The organism is Enterococcus mediterraneensis, assembly GCF_900604485.1.
GTDB classification, from domain to species: Bacteria; Bacillota; Bacilli; order Lactobacillales; family Enterococcaceae; genus Enterococcus_C; species Enterococcus_C mediterraneensis.
In genome coordinates, this window is sequence record NZ_UWOP01000001.1 from 1,263,562 (window position 1) to 1,288,377 (window position 24,816).

The 24,816-nt window shown below is 44.1% G+C and carries 19 protein-coding genes, 10 tRNA genes, 3 rRNA genes and 1 other annotated feature; of the genes, 25 read left to right on the forward strand and 7 right to left on the reverse strand.

What is annotated here, in order from left to right; all coding sequences use genetic code 11:
• Nucleotides 1-177 precede the first annotated feature (177 nt).
• Nucleotides 178-816, forward strand: a complete 639-nt coding sequence (locus EFB00_RS06150) for a FusB/FusC family EF-G-binding protein (RefSeq protein WP_122646000.1) — start codon at nucleotides 178-180, stop codon at nucleotides 814-816.
• Nucleotides 817-906: 90 nt separating this feature from the next.
• Here EFB00_RS06150 and EFB00_RS06155 read toward each other — a convergent pair whose 3' ends face one another.
• A complete protein-coding gene (locus EFB00_RS06155) occupies nucleotides 907-1,104 on the reverse strand; it encodes a hypothetical protein (RefSeq protein ID WP_122646001.1) in 198 nt (65 codons plus the stop codon).
• 388 nt (nucleotides 1,105-1,492) lie between these two features.
• Here EFB00_RS06155 and rsmG point away from each other — a divergent pair, with 388 nt between their 5' ends.
• The 9 genes from rsmG (at nucleotide 1,493) to EFB00_RS06200 (ending at nucleotide 9,938) form a co-directional block, all read left to right on the forward strand.
• Nucleotides 1,493-2,209, forward strand: a complete 717-nt coding sequence (rsmG, locus tag EFB00_RS06160; RefSeq protein WP_122647053.1) for a 16S rRNA (guanine(527)-N(7))-methyltransferase RsmG — start codon at nucleotides 1,493-1,495, stop codon at nucleotides 2,207-2,209.
• A gap of 73 nt (nucleotides 2,210-2,282) precedes the next feature.
• Complete coding sequence (locus EFB00_RS06165; RefSeq protein ID WP_122646002.1) at nucleotides 2,283-3,047, forward strand: ParA family protein; 765 nt, start codon at nucleotides 2,283-2,285, stop codon at nucleotides 3,045-3,047.
• Nucleotides 3,037-3,924 (forward strand): ParB/RepB/Spo0J family partition protein, encoded by an 888-nt coding sequence (locus tag EFB00_RS06170; RefSeq protein WP_122646003.1) that lies wholly within the window; start codon nucleotides 3,037-3,039, stop codon nucleotides 3,922-3,924. Before EFB00_RS06165 ends, EFB00_RS06170 begins: the two co-directional genes overlap by 11 nt.
• Nucleotides 3,925-3,936: 12 nt before the next feature.
• On the forward strand, nucleotides 3,937-4,119 hold the full coding sequence (locus tag EFB00_RS06175; protein WP_122646004.1) for a DUF951 domain-containing protein: 183 nt from the start codon (nucleotides 3,937-3,939) through the stop codon (nucleotides 4,117-4,119).
• 8 nt (nucleotides 4,120-4,127) lie between these two features.
• Nucleotides 4,128-5,228 (forward strand): redox-regulated ATPase YchF, encoded by a 1,101-nt coding sequence (ychF, locus tag EFB00_RS06180; protein WP_122646005.1) that lies wholly within the window; start codon nucleotides 4,128-4,130, stop codon nucleotides 5,226-5,228.
• Nucleotides 5,229-5,301: 73 nt separating this feature from the next.
• The gene (locus EFB00_RS06185) at nucleotides 5,302-5,994 is read left to right on the forward strand and encodes a DUF1129 domain-containing protein (protein ID WP_122646006.1); all 693 of its coding nucleotides are present in this window, start codon (nucleotides 5,302-5,304) and stop codon (nucleotides 5,992-5,994) included.
• 130 nt (nucleotides 5,995-6,124) lie between these two features.
• Entirely contained in the window at nucleotides 6,125-7,867 is a 1,743-nt protein-coding gene (recQ, locus tag EFB00_RS06190) for a DNA helicase RecQ (RefSeq protein ID WP_122646007.1), read from the forward strand.
• Between the two features lie 105 nt (nucleotides 7,868-7,972).
• On the forward strand, nucleotides 7,973-9,457 hold the full coding sequence (gene guaB / locus EFB00_RS06195) for an IMP dehydrogenase (protein ID WP_122646008.1): 1,485 nt from the start codon (nucleotides 7,973-7,975) through the stop codon (nucleotides 9,455-9,457).
• 247 nt (nucleotides 9,458-9,704) lie between these two features.
• Complete coding sequence (locus EFB00_RS06200) at nucleotides 9,705-9,938, forward strand: hypothetical protein (protein WP_122646009.1); 234 nt, start codon at nucleotides 9,705-9,707, stop codon at nucleotides 9,936-9,938.
• Nucleotides 9,939-10,133: 195 nt separating this feature from the next.
• Here EFB00_RS06200 and EFB00_RS06205 read toward each other — a convergent pair whose 3' ends face one another.
• Nucleotides 10,134-11,333, reverse strand: coding sequence for an MFS transporter (locus tag EFB00_RS06205; RefSeq protein ID WP_122646010.1), 1,200 nt, complete (start codon nucleotides 11,331-11,333; stop codon nucleotides 10,134-10,136).
• A 43-nt stretch (nucleotides 11,334-11,376) separates the two neighbouring features.
• Nucleotides 11,377-11,709 (reverse strand): hypothetical protein, encoded by a 333-nt coding sequence (locus tag EFB00_RS06210; RefSeq protein WP_122646011.1) that lies wholly within the window; start codon nucleotides 11,707-11,709, stop codon nucleotides 11,377-11,379.
• Nucleotides 11,710-11,936: 227 nt separating this feature from the next.
• On the opposite strand from EFB00_RS06210, the gene EFB00_RS06215 reads away from it, so the two are divergent.
• The gene (locus EFB00_RS06215; protein WP_122646012.1) at nucleotides 11,937-12,596 is read left to right on the forward strand and encodes a Crp/Fnr family transcriptional regulator; all 660 of its coding nucleotides are present in this window, start codon (nucleotides 11,937-11,939) and stop codon (nucleotides 12,594-12,596) included.
• Nucleotides 12,597-12,677: 81 nt separating this feature from the next.
• On the opposite strand, the gene EFB00_RS06220 is transcribed toward EFB00_RS06215, so the two are convergent.
• The 4 genes from EFB00_RS06220 to croR form a co-directional block, all read right to left on the reverse strand.
• Complete coding sequence (locus EFB00_RS06220) at nucleotides 12,678-14,150, reverse strand: polysaccharide deacetylase family protein (RefSeq protein WP_122646013.1); 1,473 nt, start codon at nucleotides 14,148-14,150, stop codon at nucleotides 12,678-12,680.
• Nucleotides 14,151-14,259: 109 nt separating this feature from the next.
• Nucleotides 14,260-15,531 carry a serine--tRNA ligase gene (gene serS, locus EFB00_RS06225; RefSeq protein WP_122646014.1) on the reverse strand — a complete coding sequence of 424 codons (1,272 nt, stop codon included), beginning with the start codon at nucleotides 15,529-15,531 and terminating at the stop codon, nucleotides 14,260-14,262.
• 56 nt (nucleotides 15,532-15,587) lie between these two features.
• Nucleotides 15,588-15,799 (reverse strand) — a binding site (T-box leader).
• 77 nt (nucleotides 15,800-15,876) lie between these two features.
• Nucleotides 15,877-17,052, reverse strand: a complete 1,176-nt coding sequence (locus EFB00_RS06230) for a sensor histidine kinase (RefSeq protein ID WP_122646015.1) — start codon at nucleotides 17,050-17,052, stop codon at nucleotides 15,877-15,879.
• Nucleotides 17,042-17,731, reverse strand: a complete 690-nt coding sequence (croR, locus tag EFB00_RS06235) for a response regulator transcription factor CroR (RefSeq protein ID WP_122646016.1) — start codon at nucleotides 17,729-17,731, stop codon at nucleotides 17,042-17,044. Before croR ends, EFB00_RS06230 begins: the two co-directional genes overlap by 11 nt.
• 655 nt (nucleotides 17,732-18,386) lie before the next feature.
• Here croR and EFB00_RS06240 point away from each other — a divergent pair.
• From EFB00_RS06240 to EFB00_RS06305, 14 genes are all read left to right on the forward strand, one after another.
• Nucleotides 18,387-19,946, forward strand: a 16S ribosomal RNA gene (locus EFB00_RS06240).
• Between the two features lie 80 nt (nucleotides 19,947-20,026).
• A tRNA-Ala gene (locus tag EFB00_RS06245) sits at nucleotides 20,027-20,099 on the forward strand.
• Nucleotides 20,100-20,278: 179 nt separating this feature from the next.
• Nucleotides 20,279-23,193, forward strand: a 23S ribosomal RNA gene (locus EFB00_RS06250).
• 74 nt (nucleotides 23,194-23,267) lie between these two features.
• Nucleotides 23,268-23,383: ribosomal RNA gene (gene rrf, locus EFB00_RS06255) — 5S ribosomal RNA — on the forward strand.
• Together the 16S, 23S and 5S rRNA genes with 10 tRNA genes alongside form the textbook arrangement of a ribosomal RNA operon.
• Before the next feature lie 15 nt (nucleotides 23,384-23,398).
• Nucleotides 23,399-23,471: transfer RNA gene (locus EFB00_RS06260), tRNA-Val, on the forward strand.
• A 3-nt stretch (nucleotides 23,472-23,474) separates the two neighbouring features.
• Nucleotides 23,475-23,547, forward strand: a tRNA-Lys gene (locus EFB00_RS06265).
• Between the two features lie 10 nt (nucleotides 23,548-23,557).
• A tRNA-Leu gene (locus EFB00_RS06270) sits at nucleotides 23,558-23,639 on the forward strand.
• A gap of 9 nt (nucleotides 23,640-23,648) precedes the next feature.
• Nucleotides 23,649-23,721: transfer RNA gene (locus EFB00_RS06275), tRNA-Thr, on the forward strand.
• Between the two features lie 9 nt (nucleotides 23,722-23,730).
• Nucleotides 23,731-23,802 (forward strand) — tRNA-Gly (locus tag EFB00_RS06280).
• A gap of 14 nt (nucleotides 23,803-23,816) precedes the next feature.
• A tRNA-Leu gene (locus tag EFB00_RS06285) sits at nucleotides 23,817-23,902 on the forward strand.
• Between the two features lie 11 nt (nucleotides 23,903-23,913).
• A tRNA-Arg gene (locus tag EFB00_RS06290) sits at nucleotides 23,914-23,987 on the forward strand.
• 30 nt (nucleotides 23,988-24,017) lie between these two features.
• A tRNA-Pro gene (locus EFB00_RS06295) sits at nucleotides 24,018-24,091 on the forward strand.
• 66 nt (nucleotides 24,092-24,157) lie between these two features.
• A tRNA-Arg gene (locus EFB00_RS06300) sits at nucleotides 24,158-24,231 on the forward strand.
• A gap of 115 nt (nucleotides 24,232-24,346) precedes the next feature.
• Complete coding sequence (locus tag EFB00_RS06305) at nucleotides 24,347-24,814, forward strand: CtsR family transcriptional regulator (RefSeq protein WP_122646017.1); 468 nt, start codon at nucleotides 24,347-24,349, stop codon at nucleotides 24,812-24,814.
• The last annotated feature ends 2 nt before the right edge of the window (nucleotides 24,815-24,816 follow it).

The following is a 24,816-nucleotide window of genomic DNA, read 5'->3' on the forward strand; positions in this document are numbered from 1 at the left end:
CTATTGCAATTTAAGAAGAAAGTGGCTATTATCTTGTTCAGAGAAATTGGACGGAAAAATTTTAGGAGGTGGTCATATGGTACGTCTTGTATCTTCTGCATCATTGAGTGTCGTCTGTTAGTATGACACTTTGTTGGTTTCTTCAAAGTGTCATAGGTTTGAAGAAAGGAATATTATATGCAACCAACAATAAAACCACACCAATATTTTGCACTGAAAAAACAAGTCGATCAACTGATCAACGCGTATCAATCAGTTAATGACCGGAAAACGATCGAAACGATGCAGGCATTGACTGTAGAAAAAATCGAAGCCATCGCTGTTGAAAAGACTGCCATCATAGAAGAATTGCTGGCATTCATCATGGATACTTCATTGACCAAAGCCCGAGCTGAGCGTTTCTTTGATGATTTCAAAGAAAATGTCATCCCATTTAAAGCACCTAGCGCAAAACAAGTAGAAAAAGTTTTCCGCAAAGCGAAAAAGCTGAAGGTACCAAATTGGGAAAGCATGGACCTGCGGGAAAATTCATATATCGGCTGGAACGATCCCGGCAGTCAGAAAAAGTTCATCCTTTTGTATCAGGATGATAAACTAACAGGGATCTCAGGACAATTTTCGCCGAATCATTTGAAGAATATCTGTGCGATCTGCCACCATACTTCAGAAGTCGCTATGTTTTTAGCGACTACTAAATCCGGCGGCGACGGCACCTATACGAAAAAAGGCAACTATATTTGTGTCGACAGCCAAGAATGCAACCACAATCTTTATGATTTGGAAACACTGGATCATTTCATTGAACAAGTCAAATAGTTTTTCAGAAGCAGTCCTTTGGGGGGCTGCTTTTTAAGTTGGATGGTAATTATGCTTAGAGGATCTATACGTTAAATTTTTTCTTTAAGGCTAACGATTGAACCCAAAGATCATGACAAAAAGAATCAAATACAATAAAACAGCTTCAATAATGATGGATATCACCAATGACGGTACGATCATTTTTCTGTGTGTATTAATTATTCTAGGCAATTGGAACATCAAAAATAAGTTGGCGACAGCTAGGACAAGCAGCGGTAACAAAAAAGGCAGTTTCAAATTGAGCATTTCTATTCATCACTCCAATCTATTTTTTAACACTTGCTATAAAAACTATGTATTCTTTATCAACGTATCCCTATATAAAAAGTATAAGCGATAGTCATCCAAAGTTCGATAGACATAACGGAAGATAAAGAGTCACAGTGATTATCTATAGAAAGCTTGTTGAGGTATTAGATGAAATCCGAGTTGTCAGACTGGCTGAGAAAAGGATCGTTTCTGCTTTTGATGGAAGAGGAAAATTTTTGTGAATAACAATCTTGATATCAACGGCTCAAATACAGCTCTATCTGTTAAATTTTCTTTCAAACCATTGCAAGAAACCGCCATTTGCGTTAAAGTAGAAGGAGTCGTGAAACAAATATTTGTTTCACAAAAAAGAGAGGAAAACGAGATGTTACCAGAAGAATTTCGACAACAACTAGCGCAGCAAAATATCGTTTTGGACGATAAACAAATGGCGCAATTCCAACGTTATTTCGAACTTTTAGTCGAATGGAACGAAAAAATGAATCTAACGGCGATCACTCAGCAAAAAGAAGTCTATCTCAAGCATTTTTATGATTCTTTGACGTTGGCGATGACTGATGATTTTACACCGCAAGCATCTCTTTGTGATGTCGGTGCCGGTGCTGGATTTCCCAGCATCCCATTGAAGATCGCTTTTCCAGAGCTTTCGGTGACGATCGTGGATTCATTGAATAAACGGATCACATTCCTTGACCACTTAGTGACAGAGTTGGATCTGAAAGATGTCCAGCTTCACCATGACCGTGGAGAAACTTTCGGACAAAACAAACAGTTCCGAGAATCATTCGATTACGTGACTGCGCGAGCCGTGGCACGACTGAATATATTGGCAGAACTGTGCCTGCCGCTGGTGAAGAAAAACGGCAGCTTTTTTGCTTTGAAAGCAGCCAAGAGCGAAGAAGAACTAAAAGAAGCTCAAACAGCTATCAAGCTGCTGGGTGGAAAATTTATCGAAGAAAAGGCGATCTTTTTACCGATCACCGGCGATGAACGACATATTATCGTCATCGAAAAGAAAAAAGAAACGCCCAAAAAATATCCCCGCAAACCGGGTGTACCCAATAAACAACCAATCAAATAAACAGACGGCGATCATGTGTTTTTCTTCAAAGAAAAGACGCGTCTGTTGAGGTGAATAATTAGGAGGAAATTTGATGGGAAGAATAATTTCTGTCGCAAATCAAAAAGGCGGCGTCGGTAAAACGACGACGACTGTAAATCTAGGTGCTTGTTTGGCATATGTCGGCAAAAAGATTTTGCTGGTAGATATTGATGCCCAAGGTAATGCGACAAGCGGTGTCGGTATCCGCAAGCCAGATGTCAGCAAAGATATCTATGATGTATTGGTCAACGAAGAACCGATCAAAAACGCGATCTTGCCAAGTTCGCGTGAAAATCTCGACATCGTACCGGCAACGATCCAATTAGCCGGTGCCGAAATCGAATTGACCTCCATGATGGCTAGAGAATCCCGCTTGAAATTAGCGTTGGAAGAAGTCAAAGATGATTACGATTATATCTTTATCGATTGTCCGCCTTCTCTGGGACATTTGACGATCAATGCTTTTACTGCCAGCGATTCTATCTTGATCCCTGTCCAATGCGAGTATTATGCGCTGGAAGGATTGAGTCAACTGCTGAATACCGTTCGTTTGGTCCAAAAGCATTTCAATCCAACATTGAAGATCGAAGGCGTTTTGTTGACCATGTATGATGCCCGCACGAATCTGGGAGCTGAAGTGGTGGAAGAAGTTCGCCGCTATTTCCAAGAAAAAGTTTACGACACCATCATCCCAAGGAACATTCGTCTGTCCGAAGCACCAAGCCACGGACTGTCGATCATTGATTACGATCTGCGTTCTAAAGGTGCTGAAGTTTATCAAGCTCTAGCAAAGGAAGTGTTAGCTCGTGAAAAATAAAGGCAAGGGCTTAGGCCGCGGTATCGACGCGCTGTTCCAGGATTTAGCCAATCTGGAAGACGTTGATGTCAAAAAAGAAGTCGTCGTAGAGATCCCGTTGAATGAGTTGCGCCCTAATCCGTATCAACCGCGGAAAACTTTCGATGAAGCTTCCTTGCAGGAATTGGCGGCATCTATCGCCCAATCCGGCGTGTTCCAACCGATCATCGTCCGCAAATCCGCCGTCAAAGGTTATGAGATCATTGCCGGTGAGCGTCGTTTCCGTGCTTCCAAATTAGCAGCTAAAGAAGCGATCCCCGCCATCATCCGTGAATTCGACGAAGAAGCGATGATGCAAGTAGCTGTTTTGGAAAACTTGCAGCGGGAAGATCTGAATCCGCTGGAAGAAGCCGAAGCGTATGACATGCTGATGAAAAATCTGAAATTGACCCAAGCGGAAGTCGCGGAACGTCTAGGCAAAAGCCGTCCGTATATCGCTAATTATCTGCGTTTGCTTTCATTGCCGAAATTAGTCAAAGAAATGGTCCAAGACGAACGACTGTCGATGGGACAAGCTCGGACATTATTAGGTCTGAAAAAGAAAGACCAGATCTTGAAGCTGGCCAACCGTTGTGTCAAAGAAAATCTGACTGTCCGCCAATTGGAGCAATTAGTCGCGCAAATGAACGAAGCCAAAGAAGAGAAGAAAACGCCTCGCATCGCCAAAGTTAAACCTTACTACTTGCGAGAAAGCGAAGAGCGTTTGATGGATAAATTCGGGACCAATGTCGAGATCCAAGAAAAAGACGGCAAAGGAAAGATCGAAATCGAATATCTTTCCCAGAACGATCTGACACGGATCTTGGATATCCTGAACATCCATTTTGATGAAGCCTAAGGAGGAATCCCTATGTATGATTTGGGAGATATCGTAGAAATGAAAAAGCCCCATGCCTGCCAAGCCAATCGCTGGGAGATCATTCGGATGGGTGCTGATATCAAAATAAAATGTACCAATTGCGGACACATCGTCATGATGACCCGCCGCGATTTTGAAAAGAAAATGAAAAAAATCCTAGAAAAGAAAGTGTGAAGTAAACCATGGCTTTAACTGCCGGAATCGTCGGCTTGCCAAACGTCGGCAAATCGACTCTATTTAATGCAATCACGAAAGCAGGCGCGGAAGCAGCCAATTATCCATTTGCTACCATCGATCCGAATGTCGGGATGGTAGAAGTACCGGATTGGCGCTTACAGCGTTTGACAGAACTTGTCCATCCGAAAAAAACCGTACCAACGACTTTTGAATTCACTGATATCGCCGGGATCGTTAAAGGTGCCAGCAAAGGGGAAGGTTTGGGGAACCAATTTCTAAGCCATATCCGCCAAGTGGATGCTATCTGTCATGTGGTCCGCTGTTTCGATGACGAAAACATCACCCACGTAGAAGGTCGAGTAGATCCGTTAGAAGATATCGATACGATCAATCTGGAATTGGTTCTAGCTGACCTTGAGTCCATCAACAAACGCTATACCCGTGTAGCTAAAGTTGCCAAAACCAAAGACAAAGAAGCTGTAGCGGAATTGGCTGTTTTGGAAAAAATCAAAGCTGCTCTTGAAGAAGGACATTCTGCTCGTTCTGTGGAATTTACCGAAGAAGAACAAAAAATCGTCAAAGGATTGTTCCTGTTGACTACCAAGCCGGTATTATATGTTGCCAACGTTGCCGAAGACGAAGTAGCTGACGCGGACAATAACAAATATGTCCAAGAAGTCCGTAATTTTGCTGCCAGCGAAAACGCGGAAGTCATCGTGGTTTGTGCTCGTGCTGAAGAAGAGATCGCGGAATTGGATGACGAAGACAAAGCGGAATTTTTGGAAGCGATGGGAATCGAAGAATCCGGATTGGATCAATTGATCCGTGCGGCGTATGATCTGTTAGGATTAGCGACTTACTTTACTGCCGGCGAACAAGAAGTGCGGGCCTGGACTTTCCGCAAAGGTATGAAAGCTCCTCAAGCAGCCGGGATCATCCACACTGACTTTGAACGCGGCTTTATCCGTGCCGAAACCGTTTCTTTTGAAGATTTGGATCACTACGGCAGCATGCATGCCGCCAAAGAAGCCGGCCGCGTGCGTTTAGAAGGTAAAGAATACGAAGTACGAGACGGCGACGTGATGTTGTTCCGTTTTAATGTCTAAAAACACTGTTCATGCCAGTAGGCTGTATGGTAAAATTGCCACTGGAAACACAAGAGCAGAAGGGAGAAAAACGATGGAACCAGAAACTCTGCGCGCGTATGTTTCAGAAAATCGCGAGTTGGAAAAAGCACTGACGAAAAGAAATCAGCAGTATATTTTTGATTTGAAAAAATCATTAGATGCGGCCAATCTTTCTGAAGAAGAAAAAACGATCGCGCTGCATGAAATGCTGCCGGTTTTAGTAAAAGAACAAAAAGGGGGCAAGACTGCACGGCAATTATTCGGAACAGTTTCCGAACGGACCGAAGCGATCTTGAACAAACCCGAAGAAGTCAAAGAATCGACCCCTGTGTTGATGTGGTTGGATAACACGTTGTTATTGCTGGGATTATTGACGATCATGGTAGGCTTGATGTCATTTATCTCCAGAGGACAAGGCCAGCTATACGGACTTCTTTCTCTGATCTTGGCGTCGATGGCAGGAGGCTGGGTCTTCTACCTGATGTACAAGTATATCTACCAATATGAACAAAAAGGCGCGGATAAGAGCAAACGTCCGAAGATATGGAAGACAATGCTGATCTTAGTCCCAGCTTTCTTCTTGTGGATCTTGATTTTCAGCAGTACACCATGGCTGCCATCAGCCATCAATCCGACTGTTGATCCAATCATTCTGATCGTGATCGGTGCCGCTTCGTTTGCCGTGCGTTACTATTTGAAGAAAAAATACAATATCATCGGCAGTTTATCTGTGCCAAGAAATTAGAAATCAAGACATAAGTCTATTGAATCGATCTATTGTCGATCAGAAGACTTATGTCCTGTTTTTTTATAAAAAGAAAAATTCCCCTCGCTTCATTTTTGCGTATAATAGATAGATAAAGGATGGGAAGCAAGTGGAACTAACGACATTATTAAAAGAAAAATTCGGATACGATGAATTTCGGCCGGGACAAACGGAGATCATCCAGAAGATCTTGGATCACCAAAATGTACTAGGGATCATGCCGACTGGCGGCGGGAAATCTGTCTGTTATCAATTGCCGGCACTGGTTTTGGAGGGACTGACATTGGTCATCTCGCCATTGATCTCATTGATGAAAGACCAAGTGGACGCGTTAAATGAGATGGGAATCCCGGCGGCTTTCATCAACAGCTCGTTGACGATGCCGGAAATCAATGACCGCTTGCGTCTGGCGGTAGACGGCAAGATCAAATTATTATACGTAGCACCGGAACGTTTAGAGTCTTACGATTTTCAACAATTACTGCGGCATGTACCGATCGAACTATTGGCGGTGGATGAGGCTCACTGTATTTCTCAATGGGGGCACGATTTTCGTCCTAGTTATTTGAAACTGGCGGATATCATCCAGCAATTTGATCAGCAACCGTCGATCGTGGCATTGACCGCCACCGCTACCCCGCAAGTTGCAGAAGATATCCTGCAGCGGCTATTGATTCCGAAAGAAAATCAAGTAACTACCGGTTTTGCCAGAGAAAATCTGGCGTTTCAAGTGGTCAAAGAACAAAAAGATACCTATCTTTTGGAATATTTACGGGTCAATCAAAACCAAGCCGGTATCGTTTATGCCAGTACCCGCAAAGAAGTCGAGCGTTTGTATCATCTGCTGAAAAGCAAAAATATCTCCGTTGGAAAATACCATGGCGGGATGGGAGAACAAGAGCGTTCAAAGAATCAGGAAGATTTTCTTTTTGACCGGATCCAAGTGATGGTAGCTACCAATGCGTTTGGTATGGGTATCAACAAAAGCAACGTCCGCTTTGTGATCCATGCCCAAGTGCCCGGCAATCTGGAATCTTATTATCAAGAAGCCGGCCGGGCCGGACGTGACGGTCTGCCTAGTGAAGCGATCCTGTTGTTTGCGCCTCACGATCTGCAGATCCAGCAGTTTTTTATCGATCAGTCGGAAATGGCGATCGATTACAAACAAAACGAATACTTGAAACTGCGGGAAATGAGTCAATACGCACATTCCCAGATGTGTCTGCAACGCTACATTTTACGTTACTTTGGCGAAGATGGACCAGATTGCGGCCGCTGCAGCAATTGTCTAGATGATCGGGAAGTGATCGACATCACCATAGAAGCACAAAAAGTTTTATCTTGTGTCAAACGGATGGGGGAACGTTTCGGCAAATCATTGATAGGGAAAGTCTTGACCGGCTCCAAAGATCAAAAAATCAGCCAGTGGCATTTCGATGAATTGCCGACTTACGGCTTGATGAAGGACTGGAGCCAAAAAGAAGTGACACAGTTGATCGACTATTTGACGGCATCCGGCTTTTTGACACCGACGGAAGGACAATTTCCGCTGTTGAAGATCGCGCCAACAGGTATCGAGGTATTGTTGGGGAAACGGACAGTCACTCGCAAGCAAGCGCCAGTTCGCACGATCGTTAAAGATGATGCCCTCTTTGAAGAATTGCGGGCATTGCGCTCGGAATTGGCACAAGAACAAAATATGCCGCCTTATGTGATCTTTTCCGATAAAACACTGCAAGAATTGGTAGAGAAACAGCCTCAGACTACACTGGAATTTCTACAAATCAAAGGTGTAGGACAAAGCAAATTAGAAAAATACGGCGCGGCCTTTTTAGAAATCTTAAAAAAATAAAGCATCTATTGAAGAAAAAATGAGAATTTTATGGAATTGTTTGACTTGTTTATTTTTTTCTGTTAATTTCATAGATAAAATTAAAACAGAGGAGTGGTACCCACAATGTCCAACTGGGAAACAAAATTCGCGAAAAAAGGTTTAACTTTTGATGATGTACTGCTGATACCAGCAGAAAGTCATGTTCTGCCGAATGAGGTAGATATGCACGTGCAGCTAGCTAAAAATATTCGGTTGAACATCCCTATCATCAGTGCCAGTATGGATACAGTAACTGACAGCAAGATGGCGATCGCGATGGCAAGACAAGGCGGTCTAGGCGTGATCCACAAGAACATGAGCATCGAAGCGCAGGCAGATGAAGTCCGCAAAGTAAAACGTTCCGAAAGCGGCGTGATCATCGATCCATTTTTCCTGACACCGGAACATCTAGTAGCCGATGCAGAACACTTGATGGCAAAATACCGCATCAGCGGCGTGCCGATCGTAGAAACGATGGAAAACCGCAAGTTAGTGGGGATCATCACTAACCGGGATATGCGTTTTGTTACAGATTATCGCATTCCTATCGCTGAAGTCATGACCAAAGACAACTTAGTGACCGCTCCAGTGGGTACAAAATTAGCAGATGCCGAAAACATCCTGCAAAAACACAAAATCGAAAAACTGCCGATCGTAGACGAAAACGAACGTCTAAGTGGTTTGATCACCATCAAAGATATCGAAAAAGTCATCGAATTCCCAAATGCGGCTAAAGATGAACATGGCCGTTTATTGGTAGCTGCCGCAGTCGGCGTGACCAGCGATACATTCGAACGGGCAGAAGCATTATTGGAAGCCGGTGTGGATGCGATCGTCATTGATACCGCACACGGACACAGTGCTGGTGTGATCCGTAAGATCAAAGAAATTCGCGAAACTTTCCCAGAAGCAATATTGATCGCCGGTAATGTGGCGACCGCTGAAGCAACGAAAGCATTGTATGATGTCGGCGTTGACGTGGTAAAAGTCGGGATCGGACCAGGTTCGATCTGTACGACACGTGTCGTTGCGGGGGTCGGAGTCCCTCAATTGACTGCTATTTATGACGCTGCGTCTGTTGCTCGTCAATACGGCAAAGCAATCATCGCAGACGGCGGGATCAAATATTCCGGTGATATCGTCAAAGCATTGGCAGCCGGTGGACATGCGGTTATGCTGGGAAGCATGCTGGCAGGTACCGATGAATCTCCAGGTGAATTTGAAATCTATCAAGGACGCCGTTTCAAAACTTATCGTGGTATGGGTTCATTAGGTGCGATGGAAAAAGGTTCTAGTGACCGTTACTTCCAAGGCGGCGTCAATGAAGCCAATAAATTAGTCCCAGAAGGTATCGAAGGACGAGTAGCTTACAAGGGCAGTGTGTCAGACATCATCTTCCAAATGATCGGTGGATTGAAATCCGGTATGGGTTACGTTGGCGCAGCTGATCTTGGACAATTGCGGGAAAATGCCCAATTCGTTCAAATGAGCGGCAACGGTTTGAAAGAATCCCACCCTCATGATGTCCAAATCACTAAAGAAGCACCAAACTACTCAGTGGAATCTTAAGATCAGACGAGTAAGCTTATAAAGCAATACTAAAAACAAAACGAGGATCAACAGTCAGCACACATGACTTTGATCCTCGTTTTTTAGTATGTAAGACTGATGGCAGACCATTAAACAAAACAGCAGATTTATTTTGAAAAGCGTTGTAAGGGTTATCTATAAATGCTATTCTTTTTTTGGAACTGATCCAATACATAGCAAACCGGCTGTTGTCGAATATATCACTTATAGGAGTAGGAGGAAGATCATGATCAAATCAGTATTAAAATTATTGGTGAACATCAGTGCGGCGTGGTTCATTTATTTGTTGCCAACACCGATCGCCAATACGCTTTCCAACGAAGGAATTTTCGCTGAAATGTTTACAAGTATGTTTTGGGGAGGGTTGATTGCTTCCATCGTCGCGATTTTATTTGCAGCTTACTCGCTAAACAAATTCATCAGCGACTTTGAACTGGTCTCTATCACCAGTAAAAATTGAAAATAAATCACGGCATGAATCTATATTAAAGGCAATGGATAAATATTTTCATTTTATCTGTTGCCTTTTTATTAAGAAACACACAAAAAAACGACTATCAAAATCCAGTCAAAAATTCTGAATCTGATAGTCGTTACATTATGATAAAAGCTAACTCAAAAGCTGACTCATGTTTATTACATGAATAGGTAAAACTTATTCCACTACTGATTCGGGAACTGTTTCAGGTTTAGGTCCGCTTTTTTTGTAAAACAGTTTGTAAAGAATTGCGCAGACAACAGGGATCACTGCGGAAAATAGATACAATCCGGAGAATGACAGCAGGCTGCGTAATTCACCCATGACATAAGGACCAACGCCTAATCCAAGATCTAATCCGATAAAGTAAGTGGACAGTGCGATACCGATCCGATGGCTGTCGACTTTTTTCAAACAGATAGCTTGGCCGTTTGACATAAATGTTCCATATCCTAATCCAATGAAGGCACCAGCTAATAAAAGCATCCAGCTGGAAGAAGTGAAACCTAATACAACCAAACCTAACGTCAAGAACAGATAGCTAGGATACATTACATAGTTTTCGCCTTTGGCATCAAAGATCCGACCAGATAAAGGACGAGTCACAGTGATGACTGATGCGTAAACGACAAAGAAGAATGAGCTGGCAGTCACTAAATGGATGACTTGTGCGTAAGAAGATAAAAATGCCAATACGCTGGAATAAGCCAAACCGATCAAGAAAGCGATAAATGAGATGAACAATACTTTATATTCTACGAAGCTGTTCAATGTCCATTTGTTCAAAAGTGCTCGATGTTCATCCGTCAATGTGATATTTTTGACTGGCATGAAGAAACAACCGATCGTCGTCAATGCTACAAGAACTGCTGAAAAACCGATGATAAAATAAAAATTAGTAGTATTCAATAAAATCATGCCGATGAAAGGTCCGATCGCAGCAGCTAAACTGGTGCTCAATCCGTAATAATTGATTCCTTCACCATTTTTAGATGCGGGAATATAAGCAGTAACGATAGCATTTGTCGCAGTTGAAACAGCGCCGTAAGCAAAACCGTTCAAGAAACGGACAGCATACATTGTATAGATCGTTGGCATATATAAGTAAGCAAGAGTAGTCAATAGATAAAAGACTGCGCCATAACGCAAGACCGCTTTACGTCCGAAAAGTTCGATTTTTTTACCAACATAAAGCCGAGCCAATAGTGTTCCGATGATGTAGATTCCAGAAGCAAAACCGGCTTGTCCAGGAGTTGCGCCTAAATGGTCTTGGGCGATTACAGCGATGATGACCATTAAGAGATAATAAACCAAAAATACGATAAAATTGATAACAGTGATACTAATAAATCCTTTGTTGAATAATTTGTCTTCCATTCAGATTGTCCACTCCAATATTGTATGATTCATATGAAATTTTTTAGAAAGCAGGATGCAGATGCATATTGAAAGATCCTGCTGCGACGGTTTCGTCTGTATGGCAGTCAGCTTTTAATTGGCGGATCTTTTGTTCTACATCAGCATAGTTAGAAGGGTAACGATCTACTAATTGCCGGATAAATAGATCACGAGTTTCCATGAAGTGCAGCAAAATCTCTTTTTGTTCTTCATTGAAAGGAGTATCTTGTTGGGTACGCAATAAAAGATATTCTTGGTACGCATCATTAAGAAAAACCAATGCGGCTTCTCGGTCAAAACGTGCCCGGTATGCTGTCTCAAGTCGCTCGATCAATAAATCTGTCCATTGTTCCATGTTAACAACCTCTTTTCTTTTTTTTACGTGTTTAACTATAGCAGGGAGCAGAAAAGAAAAAATGCGACTTTGACGGTATTTTCAGTTATTATCAAAAATAAAAAACGAAAATCAACAACATATGTTAATGATTTTTGTAAATTTTCAGAAAAGATTATTAGTGTATCTTTAAGATACATCTGCTATGATGGAGTCAGAAACGAAGTGGGTAGGGGAGTGCGCCAAAAATGGATAGTAAGGTCTTAAGTGATTATCTTAATGATCATTCATTTCCGGTTATTGTAAAAGGAAAGAAAAAGTATTTGATTTATGAAGGGTTGCAAGACAAACATGTCTACATTTTGAAAAGCGGTGTGATCAAAACCAGTGTCATCTCAAAAGATGGACGGGAATTTAATATCGAGTATATCAATGGGTTAGAGATCGTCTCATTGCTTAAAGATGAGTATTCGCAATTTATCGATGCACCGTTCAATATACGGGTGGAATCGGAGAAAGCGGAGCTCTATCGGATCGACCGCGTGGAATTTTGGAAACACATCAACAGCAATTTTGATCTGCAAAATTATGTAAAAGATTATTATCGGATCCGTCTGCTCCATTCCATGAAAAAGATGCAGCAGATGCTGATGAACGGTAAATTCGGTGCCGTCTGTACCCAGATCTATGAACTATATGATATGTTTGGCGTAGAAGTGGAAGGCAAAGGGATCTTGATCGATTTCATCGTGACAAACGAAGAGATCGCAAAATTTTGCGGGATCGCTTCTGCCAGTTCTGTCAATCGCATGATGCAGCAGCTGAAAGAAATGGGCGCTATCGAGGTCAAAAATCGCCATATTTGGATCAAGAATCTGGAGATCATTAAAGAGAATATTATTTTTTAGAAAAAAATTGAGCATAAAAAATCTCCAACTGTCAGTGAGTTTCCTCAACTGTCAGTTGGAGATTTTTTGTTTTAAGCAGTATCAATCAACAACGCGTTCGTCACCTACACCAAAATATTGATGGAGCGGTTTTTGCCGGCTGCTTAACAATGTATCGACTGTGACCAGCTCATAACCTTCCTTTTGCAGACCGTCAATGATTGCCGGTACAGCGTCCACTGTTTCCGGATGGATATCATGCATCAAGATCAGTGTGCCGTTATAGGTTTGCGACAAGACTTGCCGCTTGATGCTTTCAGTGTTTTTAGTCTGCCAATCCGCGGAATCTACGGACCATTCGATAAATGGTTTTGCGGTGATCCGTGCGGTTTTGACATCCACTGCTCCATATGGCGCGCGAATATTTTGAGGCAATACACCAGTCGCTTCAAAGATCGCTTTATCGGTCTTGCGAACTTCTGTCTGGATTTGTTCTTGTGACAATCCCGGCAGTGGTGTGTGGGTGTAAGTATGACTGCCTACTTCATGTCCTTCCTCATGGATTCGTTTGGCGATCTCCTTATTGGCTGTGACATTTTCACCAATCATGAAAAAGGTCGCTTTGACATTTTTTTCTTTTAAAATATCCAGCAATTTCGGTGTCGTTGCAGGATTTGGACCATCATCAAAAGTCAATGCCGCGTATTTTTTATTAGGATCTAAAGTCGGCAAAGCACCTTCGATCGTAGACGGGTCCACAAACTCGGTATTGATAAATGCGGCGATCTCTTTGTAATCCAACGTGATCTTATCGACACCAGTATCGTTTTTCGGCAATACTACTGTTAGTTTCTCTGGTGAATACGTAAATTCACTGTCAAAACTGATAGCAGGCAGTGCCAGTACTTTGTCGATCATTGTTTTGTCATCGGATTGGTCCAATATTTTCTGCTGGATCACTTGCTGGATCCCCAAAAGATCCGCTTCGGAAGGAATCAAATCTTTTGCGGTGATCATTTTTCCGGTTTGCTGAGAGGCGTAAAGAGGGGAATCCTCCAACGTCTCTTCTTTTATAAATTCACGTTTCGCTTCGTTCCACCGATACCGTTCGGAAATGATTTGGTATCTGTCCATTTGATCTGTTAAATGACGAAGTGTGACTTTGCTGACAATGACCGCCATTTCATCTTTCTTCGTCTGCTCTTTGTTTTTTTCAGTGATTGTTTGCAAGTCTTTTTCCAAATCTTCAAAAGGCAGATTGGCTTTTTGCGGTGTATAAACTACTACTTTTAACTGATCGGAGCTGTCAATGGTCTTTTTATTAGCTAACCCGCTTTGGTCGCGTTCTTCTTGGATATCTGCCAACAAGACCTTCGCATTATCGGCAAAGTGTTCTGTTGCCATGACTTCGTTGTTTTTTATAGTAAAAATCCAATAACCACCGCCAAAGACACCTAAAACAAAAAGGATGCTCAACAAAGTAAATAAATTTTTCCCCTTGTTTGACTGATTGGGCTTTTGTGGCTGAGAATTGCGACGTCGACTACGGGATGGTTCATAAGTACTTTTGTTCATTGCTAAGCCTCCCAGTAAGTATAATTATTATCGTTGTAATAATAATGTAACATTAATGTAACAATTATACAACCGCAACTCACAGAATACTTGTTATAAAATGCGACCCTTATTTAATGACTGTAACGCCGCCCATGTAAGGAACCAACACCTCTGGAACTGTTACACTGCCGTCTGCATTTTGGTAATTTTCTAAAACAGCGGCTACTGTCCGGCCAACTGCTAAACCTGAACCGTTCAATGTATGAGCGTAACGGATCTTGCCGTTTTCATCCCGGTAACGGATCATAGCGCGGCGTGCTTGGAAATCTTCACAGTTAGAGCAAGAGCTGATTTCCCGGTAAGTATCTTGAGCTGGGATCCACACTTCCAAATCATAAGTCTTCGCTGCGGAAAAGCCCATATCGCCAGTAGATAATGCCATCACACGATAAGGCAGATTCAGTTTTTGCAGGATATCTTCGGCATTGTTGGTCATTTTTTCCAACTCGTCATAAGAATGTTCCGCATCGCTGAATTTTACCATTTCGACTTTGTTGAATTGATGCAGACGGATCAAACCGCGAGTGTCCCGTCCGGCACTTCCGGCTTCTGAACGGAAAGAAGGGCTCAATGCAGTGACTGAGATCGGCAATTCTTTGCCGTCTAGGATCTCGCCGTTATAAAAGTTTGTCAAAGGTACTTCAGCAGTAGGGATCAATGTCAGATCGGTATCAGCTAATTGGAAAACATCTTCTTTGAATTTTGGAAATTGTCCAGTCCCAAACATCGAATTGCTGTTGACGATATACGGAGTGATCATTTCTGTGTAGCCGTGTTCGTAAATATGCTGGTCCAACATAAAGTTGTACAATGCCCGCTCCAAACGAGCACCTAGACCGCGATAGTAGACGAAACGACTGCCGGAAACTTTAGCTCCCCGTTCGAAGTCCAAGATCCCTAGATTTTCTGCGATTTCCCAATGAGGTTTTGGTTCAAAATCAAATGTTCGAGGTGTTTCCCAACGACGTACTTCCACGTTGTCATCTTCGTCTTTGCCGACTGGTACTGAATCAGCTGGTAAGTTCGGTAAAGTCGTAGCGATCGTCCGCAGTTGTTCATCGATTTCAGCGATCTGTTCATCGAAGTGTTTGATTTTTTCGCCGACTTCTTTCATTTCCGCGATTTTTTCGGCGGCGTCTTCTTTGTTGCGTTTCAATTGCGCGATTTCTCCGGAAACATCGTTACGGTATTTTTTTAATTCTTCTGATTGGACTAATAGATGGCGGCGGTTTTCATCCAACTCTAAAAAACGAGTCAGTGTTTCTTCTGGTACACCACGCGTACTTAGTTTACTTTTTACTTCTGCAAAATTTTGACGGATCATTTTGACATCTAACATGATACATCCTCCTAATTAATTGATAAAAACTATAAAAAAAATCGTCCCAAAGCTATGCTTGGGACGAATCATTTATCGCGGTACCACCCAAGTTCAGTGTCAACACTGCCCTTGTAGACGTTCTAACGGTCGTCAGCCGATATGACTTAGGCATAAGCTTTCGTCATATACGTTGAATGGAAAATGGATTCATTATTCGCTGCTGTTGACTTTCAGCACCCGTCAACTCTCTAAAAACAACGAAATAATTACTAGTTTTCCCGATTAAGTATACGCTCATACTAATTGAAAACAGTCATGATTGTCAACTGGGGAAACGATTCTTTTGGAAGCTGAGGGAGTTTTTCAACTTTCCGATACCACTTTTTTATTTCGTTGGATCGGCAAATGGATGATAAAAGAGGTCCACTCCGGCGTGGATTTGGCGTAGATATAGCCGCCATGCAAAGCGATGATGCTTTGTGAGATTGCTAATCCCAATCCAGTCCCGCCAGTTTCCTGATTGCGAGAACTTTCCACCCGATAAAACCGATCGAATAAAGAATCCAACGCTTCACGGGGGATCATCTCGCCATTATTTTTTACGGTCAATACGACTTCCGTGCCGACTTTTTGGACTTCGATGATGATTTTAGTTGCGCCTTTTCCATATTTTAAGGCGTTGGTCAGCAGATTATTGAAGACACGCACCAGTTTTTCTGTGTCACCGTCCATGATCAGCTGCGGTGTTTCCGCAACAGTTTGGATATGGATCCCTTTTTTCTGGGCCTCCAATTCGAAGTCCACAGCGATCTGTTCCATCATCTGGACCATATCAAAGCTCGTAAGATTGATAGGCACAGTAGGCTGGCGGACTTTGGTGTACTCAAAGAGATCATCTACCAAAGATTTCATCTGCTTGGCTTTCAAGTATGCAATATGGGTGTACTTCAGCAGATCTTCTTCCGAACGATATTGGCCGTCTTCGATCAGTCCCAAATAACCGATGATAGAAGTCAGCGGTGTCCGGATATCATGACTGACGTTTGTGATCAATTCATCCTTTGATTTTTCGATCTGCCGCTCGTCTTCGATGGCTGCTACTGTACTGTCCACCAAACCGTTGATACTTGTCACCACACGATTTAAATCGCCCCGAAGTTCAAAAGGGATACGATGATCGTAATTGCCATTAGCAATGTAGTGCAGCTCGCTGATGATGTGCCGCAGCTGCATTTGATGATAACGGCGGATCAAGCGCCAATATAAAACCGCTAAATCTAGAAACAGAAACAACGGTAAAATGAAGTTGCGCCCATTCCAAAAGATATCCGTATCCAGCCGCTGAGCAAAAATGTTCTTAGAGTCCCAGATCGCATCATTCAAAGAAGGCGAGTTGTGGACGACAGAAGACAACACGACCAAAACCGCTACATTTAATAGAAGTAATAAAATGATCGTAATGATGCCTTCCGCGAAAAGTTCGCTGATTTCTTTGGAAGTTAGCGTGATTCGTTTCTTTTTTTCTGGATTATTTTGCATCTATTTTATAGCCAACTCCCCATACTGTTTGGATGACTTTTTCGCCGCCGGTCGCTTCTTCGATCTTATCCCGCAAATGACTGACATGGACCATGACCGTTTTAGCAGAAACGACACTCTCTTGTTTCCAAACCCGTTCAAAGATCTCGTCAGCGCTGAAGACACGATTAGGATGAGAAGCTAACAAGTATAAGATACCAAATTCTAATGCTGTCAATTGGATCTCTTTACCGTCAGCAGTCTTGACTTCGTGAGAATCTTTGTTGATGATCAGTGAGCTGACTTCCAAGATATCCGGTTGATCTGGTTTTGTCTGCATGCTTGTCCGGCGTAAGAGGGATTTGACCCGCGCCATGACTTCTAAAGGATTAAACGGCTTTGTGACATAGTCGTCAGCACCTGCTACTAAACCTTTGATCTTATCCATATCAGTGGTTTTTGCCGTCAGCATGATGATCGGGATCTGGGATTCTTTCCGCAGTTCTTTAACAACTTGCATCCCATCTTTTTCCGGCATCATGATATCCAAGATCAGTAAAGCGATATCCGGTGTCGTTCTGATTTTCGAAAGAGCTTCTTTGCCGTCATAAGCCTTAACGACTTCGTATCCTTCGTTGTGGATGTAGATACTCAATAATTCCACGATCTCTTTGTCATCGTCAGCAACTAATATCTTCATAAATAAATTCCTCCTATATAATACAAATTATGAAACTGTCAGTTTAATAGTATCAAAAAAAAGAAAAAGTAGACACTTAAAGCTACCTTAATAGTAAAAAACAAAAGCTGTTTGTAAAACGCAAAAATAAAACACGAACTTTAAATGAAGAAAAGCGGTTTTATCTATTGAAAAAACCAAGGAAAACGAATAAAAAATCAGTCGCTTTTATTTGCGAACGGACTTTCAAAAAAGTTGATAGAACAACAAATTTTTAGTTGACTTGCACTTGAATGCTTGGTATATTATTACATGTTCCTGAGAGAGAAACAACGCTTGAGAACAACAAATAAAAAAGTTTGAAAAAAACTTAAAAAAGTTATTGACAGCAACGCGAAAGCTTGCTAAAATAACAAAGTCGCTGTCAGACAGCTAAACATTTCGCTTCTTGAGTTTCTAGCTCCTGCGAAAAAATCAAAAAAAGAGTTGACAAACACTTGTCGCTCTGATATGATTAAAAAGTTGCTGAAACAGCACGGTAGACCTTTGAAAACTGAACAAAGCAAGCAAACGAACCAAATGTGTAGGGCGCTTCTTTCAAGAAGCAAAATACATGCAAGCAATAGCTAGCAAATCAATTCAATGAGCTTAACGATCAATTGATCGTTTCCAAACTTTTTATGAGAGTTTGATCCTGGCTCAGGACGAACGCTGGCGGCGTGCCTAATACATGCAAGTCGAACGCTTCTTTTTCCACCGAGACTTGTCTCATCGGAAAAAGAGGAGTGGCGAACGGGTGAGTAACACGTGGGTAACCTGCCCATCAGAAGGGGATAACACTTGGAAACAGGTGCTAATACCGTATAACAATGTTCTTCGCATGAAGGATATTTGAAAGGCGCTTTTGCGTCACTGATGGATGGACCCGCGGTGCATTAGCTAGTTGGTGAGGTAACGGCTCACCAAGGCCACGATGCATAGCCGACCTGAGAGGGTGATCGGCCACACTGGGACTGAGACACGGCCCAGACTCCTACGGGAGGCAGCAGTAGGGAATCTTCGGCAATGGACGAAAGTCTGACCGAGCAACGCCGCGTGAGTGAAGAAGGTTTTCGGATCGTAAAACTCTGTTGTTAGAGAAGAACAAGGATGAGAGTAAAATGTTCATCCCTTGACGGTATCTAACCAGAAAGCCACGGCTAACTACGTGCCAGCAGCCGCGGTAATACGTAGGTGGCAAGCGTTGTCCGGATTTATTGGGCGTAAAGCGAGCGCAGGCGGTTTCTTAAGTCTGATGTGAAAGCCCCCGGCTTAACCGGGGAGGGTCATTGGAAACTGGGAGACTTGAGTGCAGAAGAGGAGAGTGGAATTCCATGTGTAGCGGTGAAATGCGTAGATATATGGAGGAACACCAGTGGCGAAGGCGGCTCTCTGGTCTGTAACTGACGCTGAGGCTCGAAAGCGTGGGGAGCAAACAGGATTAGATACCCTGGTAGTCCACGCCGTAAACGATGAGTGCTAAGTGTTGGAGGGTTTCCGCCCTTCAGTGCTGCAGCAAACGCATTAAGCACTCCGCCTGGGGAGTACGACCGCAAGGTTGAAACTCAAAGGAATTGACGGGGGCCCGCACAAGCGGTGGAGCATGTGGTTTAATTCGAAGCAACGCGAAGAACCTTACCAGGTCTTGACATCCTTTGACCACTCTAGAGATAGAGCTTTCCCTTCGGGGACAAAGTGACAGGTGGTGCATGGTTGTCGTCAGCTCGTGTCGTGAGATGTTGGGTTAAGTCCCGCAACGAGCGCAACCCTTATTGTTAGTTGCCATCATTTAGTTGGGCACTCTAGCGAGACTGCCGGTGACAAACCGGAGGAAGGTGGGGATGACGTCAAATCATCATGCCCCTTATGACCTGGGCTACACACGTGCTACAATGGGAAGTACAACGAGTCGCGAAGTCGCGAGGCTAAGCTAATCTCTTAAAGCTTCTCTCAGTTCGGATTGTAGGCTGCAACTCGCCTACATGAAGCCGGAATCGCTAGTAATCGCGGATCAGCACGCCGCGGTGAATACGTTCCCGGGCCTTGTACACACCGCCCGTCACACCACGAGAGTTTGTAACACCCGAAGTCGGTGAGGTAACCTTTTTGGAGCCAGCCGCCTAAGGTGGGATAGATGATTGGGGTGAAGTCGTAACAAGGTAGCCGTATCGGAAGGTGCGGCTGGATCACCTCCTTTCTAAGGAAATTATTACGGAAACTTACACATCGTTTGCCTTTGTTCAGTTTTGAGAGGTCTACTCTTAATTAAATACCCCCGGGGCCTTAGCTCAGCTGGGAGAGCGCCTGCTTTGCACGCAGGAGGTCAGCGGTTCGATCCCGCTAGGCTCCATTAACGACATTAGTCGTTAACCTTGTTCATTGAAAACTGGATATTTGAAGAAAAGAATCAAAACAAACCGAGAACACCGCGTTGAAAAGAGTTTTTTAAGAAGTTTTTTCAAAGCTTATTCTTGAGTACGCCTCTATCGCTAGAGAAACGACTCAAAACCCAACCGCAAGGTTGTATTAGGTTAAGTGAATAAGGGCGCACGGTGGATGCCTTGGCACTAGGAGCCGATGAAGGACGGGACTAACACCGATATGCTTTGGGGAGCTGTAAGTAAGCTATGATCCAGAGATTTCCGAATGGGGGAACCCAACATCTTTGATAGGATGTTACGTTTGTGTGAATACATAGCACATTCGAGGTAGACGCAGAGAACTGAAACATCTAAGTACCTGCAGGAAGAGAAAGAAAATTCGATTCCCTGAGTAGCGGCGAGCGAAACGGGAAAAGCCCAAACCAAGATGCTTGCATCTTGGGGTTGTAGGACTCCGATCTGGTAGTTTTTTCAGATAGTCGAAGGACTTGGAAAAGTCCGTCAAAGAGGGTAAAAACCCCGTAGACGAAATTTGGAAAGCACCTAGGAGGATCCTGAGTACGGCGGAACACGAGGAATTCCGTCGGAATCCGGGAGGACCATCTCCCAAGGCTAAATACTCCCTAGTGACCGATAGTGAACCAGTACCGTGAGGGAAAGGTGAAAAGCACCCCGGAAGGGGAGTGAAATAGATCCTGAAACCGTGTGCCTACAACAAGTTAGAGCCCGTTAATGGGTGATAGCGTGCCTTTTGTAGAATGAACCGGCGAGTTACGATTGCATGCGAGGTTAAGTGGAAGAAACGGAGCCGCAGCGAAAGCGAGTCTGAATAGGGCGAATGAGTATGTAGTCGTAGACCCGAAACCATGTGATCTACCCATGTCCAGGTTGAAGGTGCGGTAAAACGCACTGGAGGACCGAACCCACGTACGTTGAAAAGTGCGGGGATGAGGTGTGGGTAGCGGAGAAATTCCAAACGAACTTGGAGATAGCTGGTTCTCTCCGAAATAGCTTTAGGGCTAGCCTCGGAATTAAGAATGATGGAGGTAGAGCACTGTTTGGACTAGGGGCCCATCTCGGGTTACCGAATTCAGATAAACTCCGAATGCCATTCATTCATATCCGGGAGTCAGACTGTGAGTGATAAGATCCATAGTCGAAAGGGAAACAGCCCAGACCACCAGCTAAGGTCCCCAAATATATGTTAAGTGGAAAAGGATGTGGGGTTGCACAGACAACTAGGATGTTGGCTTAGAAGCAGCCACCATTTAAAGAGTGCGTAATAGCTCACTAGTCGAGTGACCCTGCGCCGAAAATGTACCGGGGCTAAACATATTACCGAAGCTGTGGATCGTACCTTTGGTACGATGGTAGGAGAGCGTTCTAAGGGCGTTGAAGGCAGATCGTGAGGACTGCTGGAGCGCTTAGAAGTGAGAATGCCGGTATGAGTAGCGAAAGACAGGTGAGAATCCTGTCCACCGAATGACTAAGGTTTCCTGGGGAAGGCTCGTCCGCCCAGGGTTAGTCGGGACCTAAGCCGAGGCCGACAGGCGTAGGCGATGGACAACAGGTTGATATTCCTGTACCCGTTCAATTTGTTTGAGCAATGGAGGGACGCAGGAGGCTAAGAAGTGCAGACTGATGGATATGTCTGTTCAAGCAGTAAGTCTGAAAGTGAGTCAAATGCTTGCTTTTGTTAAGGACAAGCTGTGATGAGGAGGGAAATTTAAGTACCGAAGCTTCTGATGTCACACTGCCGAGAAAAGCTTCTAGTGAGAATTGAACGGCCCGTACCGCAAACCGACACAGGTAGTCGAGGAGAGAATCCTAAGGTGAGCGAGAGAACTCTCGTTAAGGAACTCGGCAAAATGACCCCGTAACTTCGGGAGAAGGGGTGCTGCTCTAACGAGCAGCCGCAGTGAATAGGCCCAAGCGACTGTTTATCAAAAACACAGGTCTCTGCAAAATCGAAAGATGACGTATAGGGGCTGACGCCTGCCCGGTGCTGGAAGGTTAAGAGGAGTGCTTAGCGCAAGCGAAGGTACGAATTGAAGCCCCAGTAAACGGCGGCCGTAACTATAACGGTCCTAAGGTAGCGAAATTCCTTGTCGGGTAAGTTCCGACCCGCACGAAAGGCGTAACGATTTGGGCACTGTCTCAACGAGAGACTCGGTGAAATTTTAGTACCTGTGAAGATGCAGGTTACCCGCGACAGGACGGAAAGACCCCATGGAGCTTTACTGTAGTTTGATATTGAGTGTCTGTACCGCATGTACAGGATAGGTAGGAGCCGTAGAAGTCGGGACGCTAGTTTCGACGGAGGCGCTGGTGGGATACTACCCTTGCGTTATGGCCACTCTAACCCGCACCACTAATCGTGGTGGGAGACAGTGTCAGATGGGCAGTTTGACTGGGGCGGTCGCCTCCTAAAAGGTAACGGAGGCGCCCAAAGGTTCCCTCAGAATGGTTGGAAATCATTCGAAGAGTGTAAAGGCAGAAGGGAGCTTGACTGCGAGAGCAACAACTCGAGCAGGGACGAAAGTCGGGCTTAGTGATCCGGTGGTTCCGCATGGAAGGGCCATCGCTCAACGGATAAAAGCTACCCTGGGGATAACAGGCTTATCTCCCCCAAGAGTCCACATCGACGGGGAGGTTTGGCACCTCGATGTCGGCTCGTCGCATCCTGGGGCTGTAGTCGGTCCCAAGGGTTGGGCTGTTCGCCCATTAAAGCGGCACGCGAGCTGGGTTCAGAACGTCGTGAGACAGTTCGGTCCCTATCCGTCGCGGGCGTTGGAAATTTGAGAGGAGCTGTCCTTAGTACGAGAGGACCGGGATGGACTTACCGCTGGTGTACCAGTTGTCTCGCCAGAGGCATCGCTGGGTAGCTATGTAGGGAAGGGATAAACGCTGAAAGCATCTAAGTGTGAAGCCCACCTCAAGATGAGATTTCCCATTTCTTTAAGAAAGTAAGATCCCTGAGAGATGATCAGGTAGATAGGTCAGAAGTGGAAGACCAGTGATGGTTGGAGCGGACTGATACTAATCGATCGAGGACTTAACCAAAATGAAACTCGGAAGAGTTTTGAGACTTTCTTCAAATCCAGTTTTGAGTGAGCAAGACTTACTCAATTAAATAGTGTGGTGGCGATAGCGAGAAGGATACACCTGTAACCATGCCGAACACAGAAGTTAAGCTTCTTAGCGCCGATTGTAGTGAGGGGTTGCCCCTTGTGAGAGTAGGACGTCGCCACGCTGTTTTATAGATCATGGAGGTTTAGCTCAGCTGGGAGAGCATCTGCCTTACAAGCAGAGGGTCAGCGGTTCGATCCCGTTAACCTCCATATGAGCCGTTAGCTCAGTTGGTAGAGCATCTGACTTTTAATCAGAGGGTCACAGGTTCGAGCCCTGTACGGCTCATTTCGTATATGCGGGTGTGGCGGAATTGGCAGACGCACTAGATTTAGGATCTAGCGCCTTACGGCGTGGGGGTTCAAGTCCCTTCACCCGCATTAAAAAAAGCCGGCTTAGCTCAGTTGGTAGAGCATCTGATTTGTAATCAGAGGGTCGAGGGTTCAAGTCCTTTAGCCGGCATCTGAAGATGCGGAAATAGCTCAGTGGTAGAGCACCACCTTGCCAAGGTGGGGGTCGCGGGTTCGAACCCCGTTTTCCGCTTTTTGCCACAACGCGCCGGGGTGGCGGAACTGGCAGACGCACAGGACTTAAAATCCTGCGGTGAGTGATCACCGTACCGGTTCGATTCCGGTCCTCGGCATTTCACAACATGCGCCCATAGCTCAACTGGATAGAGTGTTTGACTACGGATCAAAAGGTTAGGGGTTCGACTCCTCTTGGGCGCGTAGTCTTTTTGATATATAAGGACTAGTTTCCGGGAAGTAGCTCAGCTTGGTAGAGCACTTGGTTTGGGACCAAGGGGTCGCAGGTTCGAATCCTGTCTTCCCGATTTTTACTTTATTTCTTTTTTATTTTAGGCTATACTGAGATTAAGAAAATATTAACTTAATATTATGCGCCCATAGCTCAACTGGATAGAGTGTTTGACTACGGATCAAAAGGTTAGGGGTTCGACTCCTCTTGGGCGCGTTGGAACGAAATCGTACTGATTTCGTTTTTTTGTTTATCCAAATACATGATTCTTTGATTATTAGGCGAAATTAGGTATAATTAAGGTCAGTATTAGTCAAGGGAGGAATGAAGGATGAATCATCATAATACTTCCGATTTGATTGAAGCTTATTTGAAAAAAATTCTCGAAGACAGCGAAATGATCGAAATTAGAAGAGCTGAAATGGCCAATCTTTTTAATTGTGTGCCCTCTCAAATCAATTATGTTATTAACACCCGCTTTACTATCCAACGCGGCTATGCAGTCGAAAGCAAGCGCGGCGGCGGCGGATATATTCGTATTGAAAAAGTGAAGATTTCGGATAAACACCATTTCTTAGAGCAAGTGAATCAATTGTTCGATAAGAAAATCAGCGAAAAAGACGCTTTTGAAATTATTCAAAAGCTGTTCGAAGAAGCGATAGTCAGCAGAAATGAAGGCAATCTGCTTTTAGCGGCGGTCTCTAAAAACAGTCTGACTGAATTTGAAGAAGAGGACGCGATTCGGGCAAGCATACTGCATTCAGTATTGAAACGATTAAGTTATAAAGATAGGAAGTGATT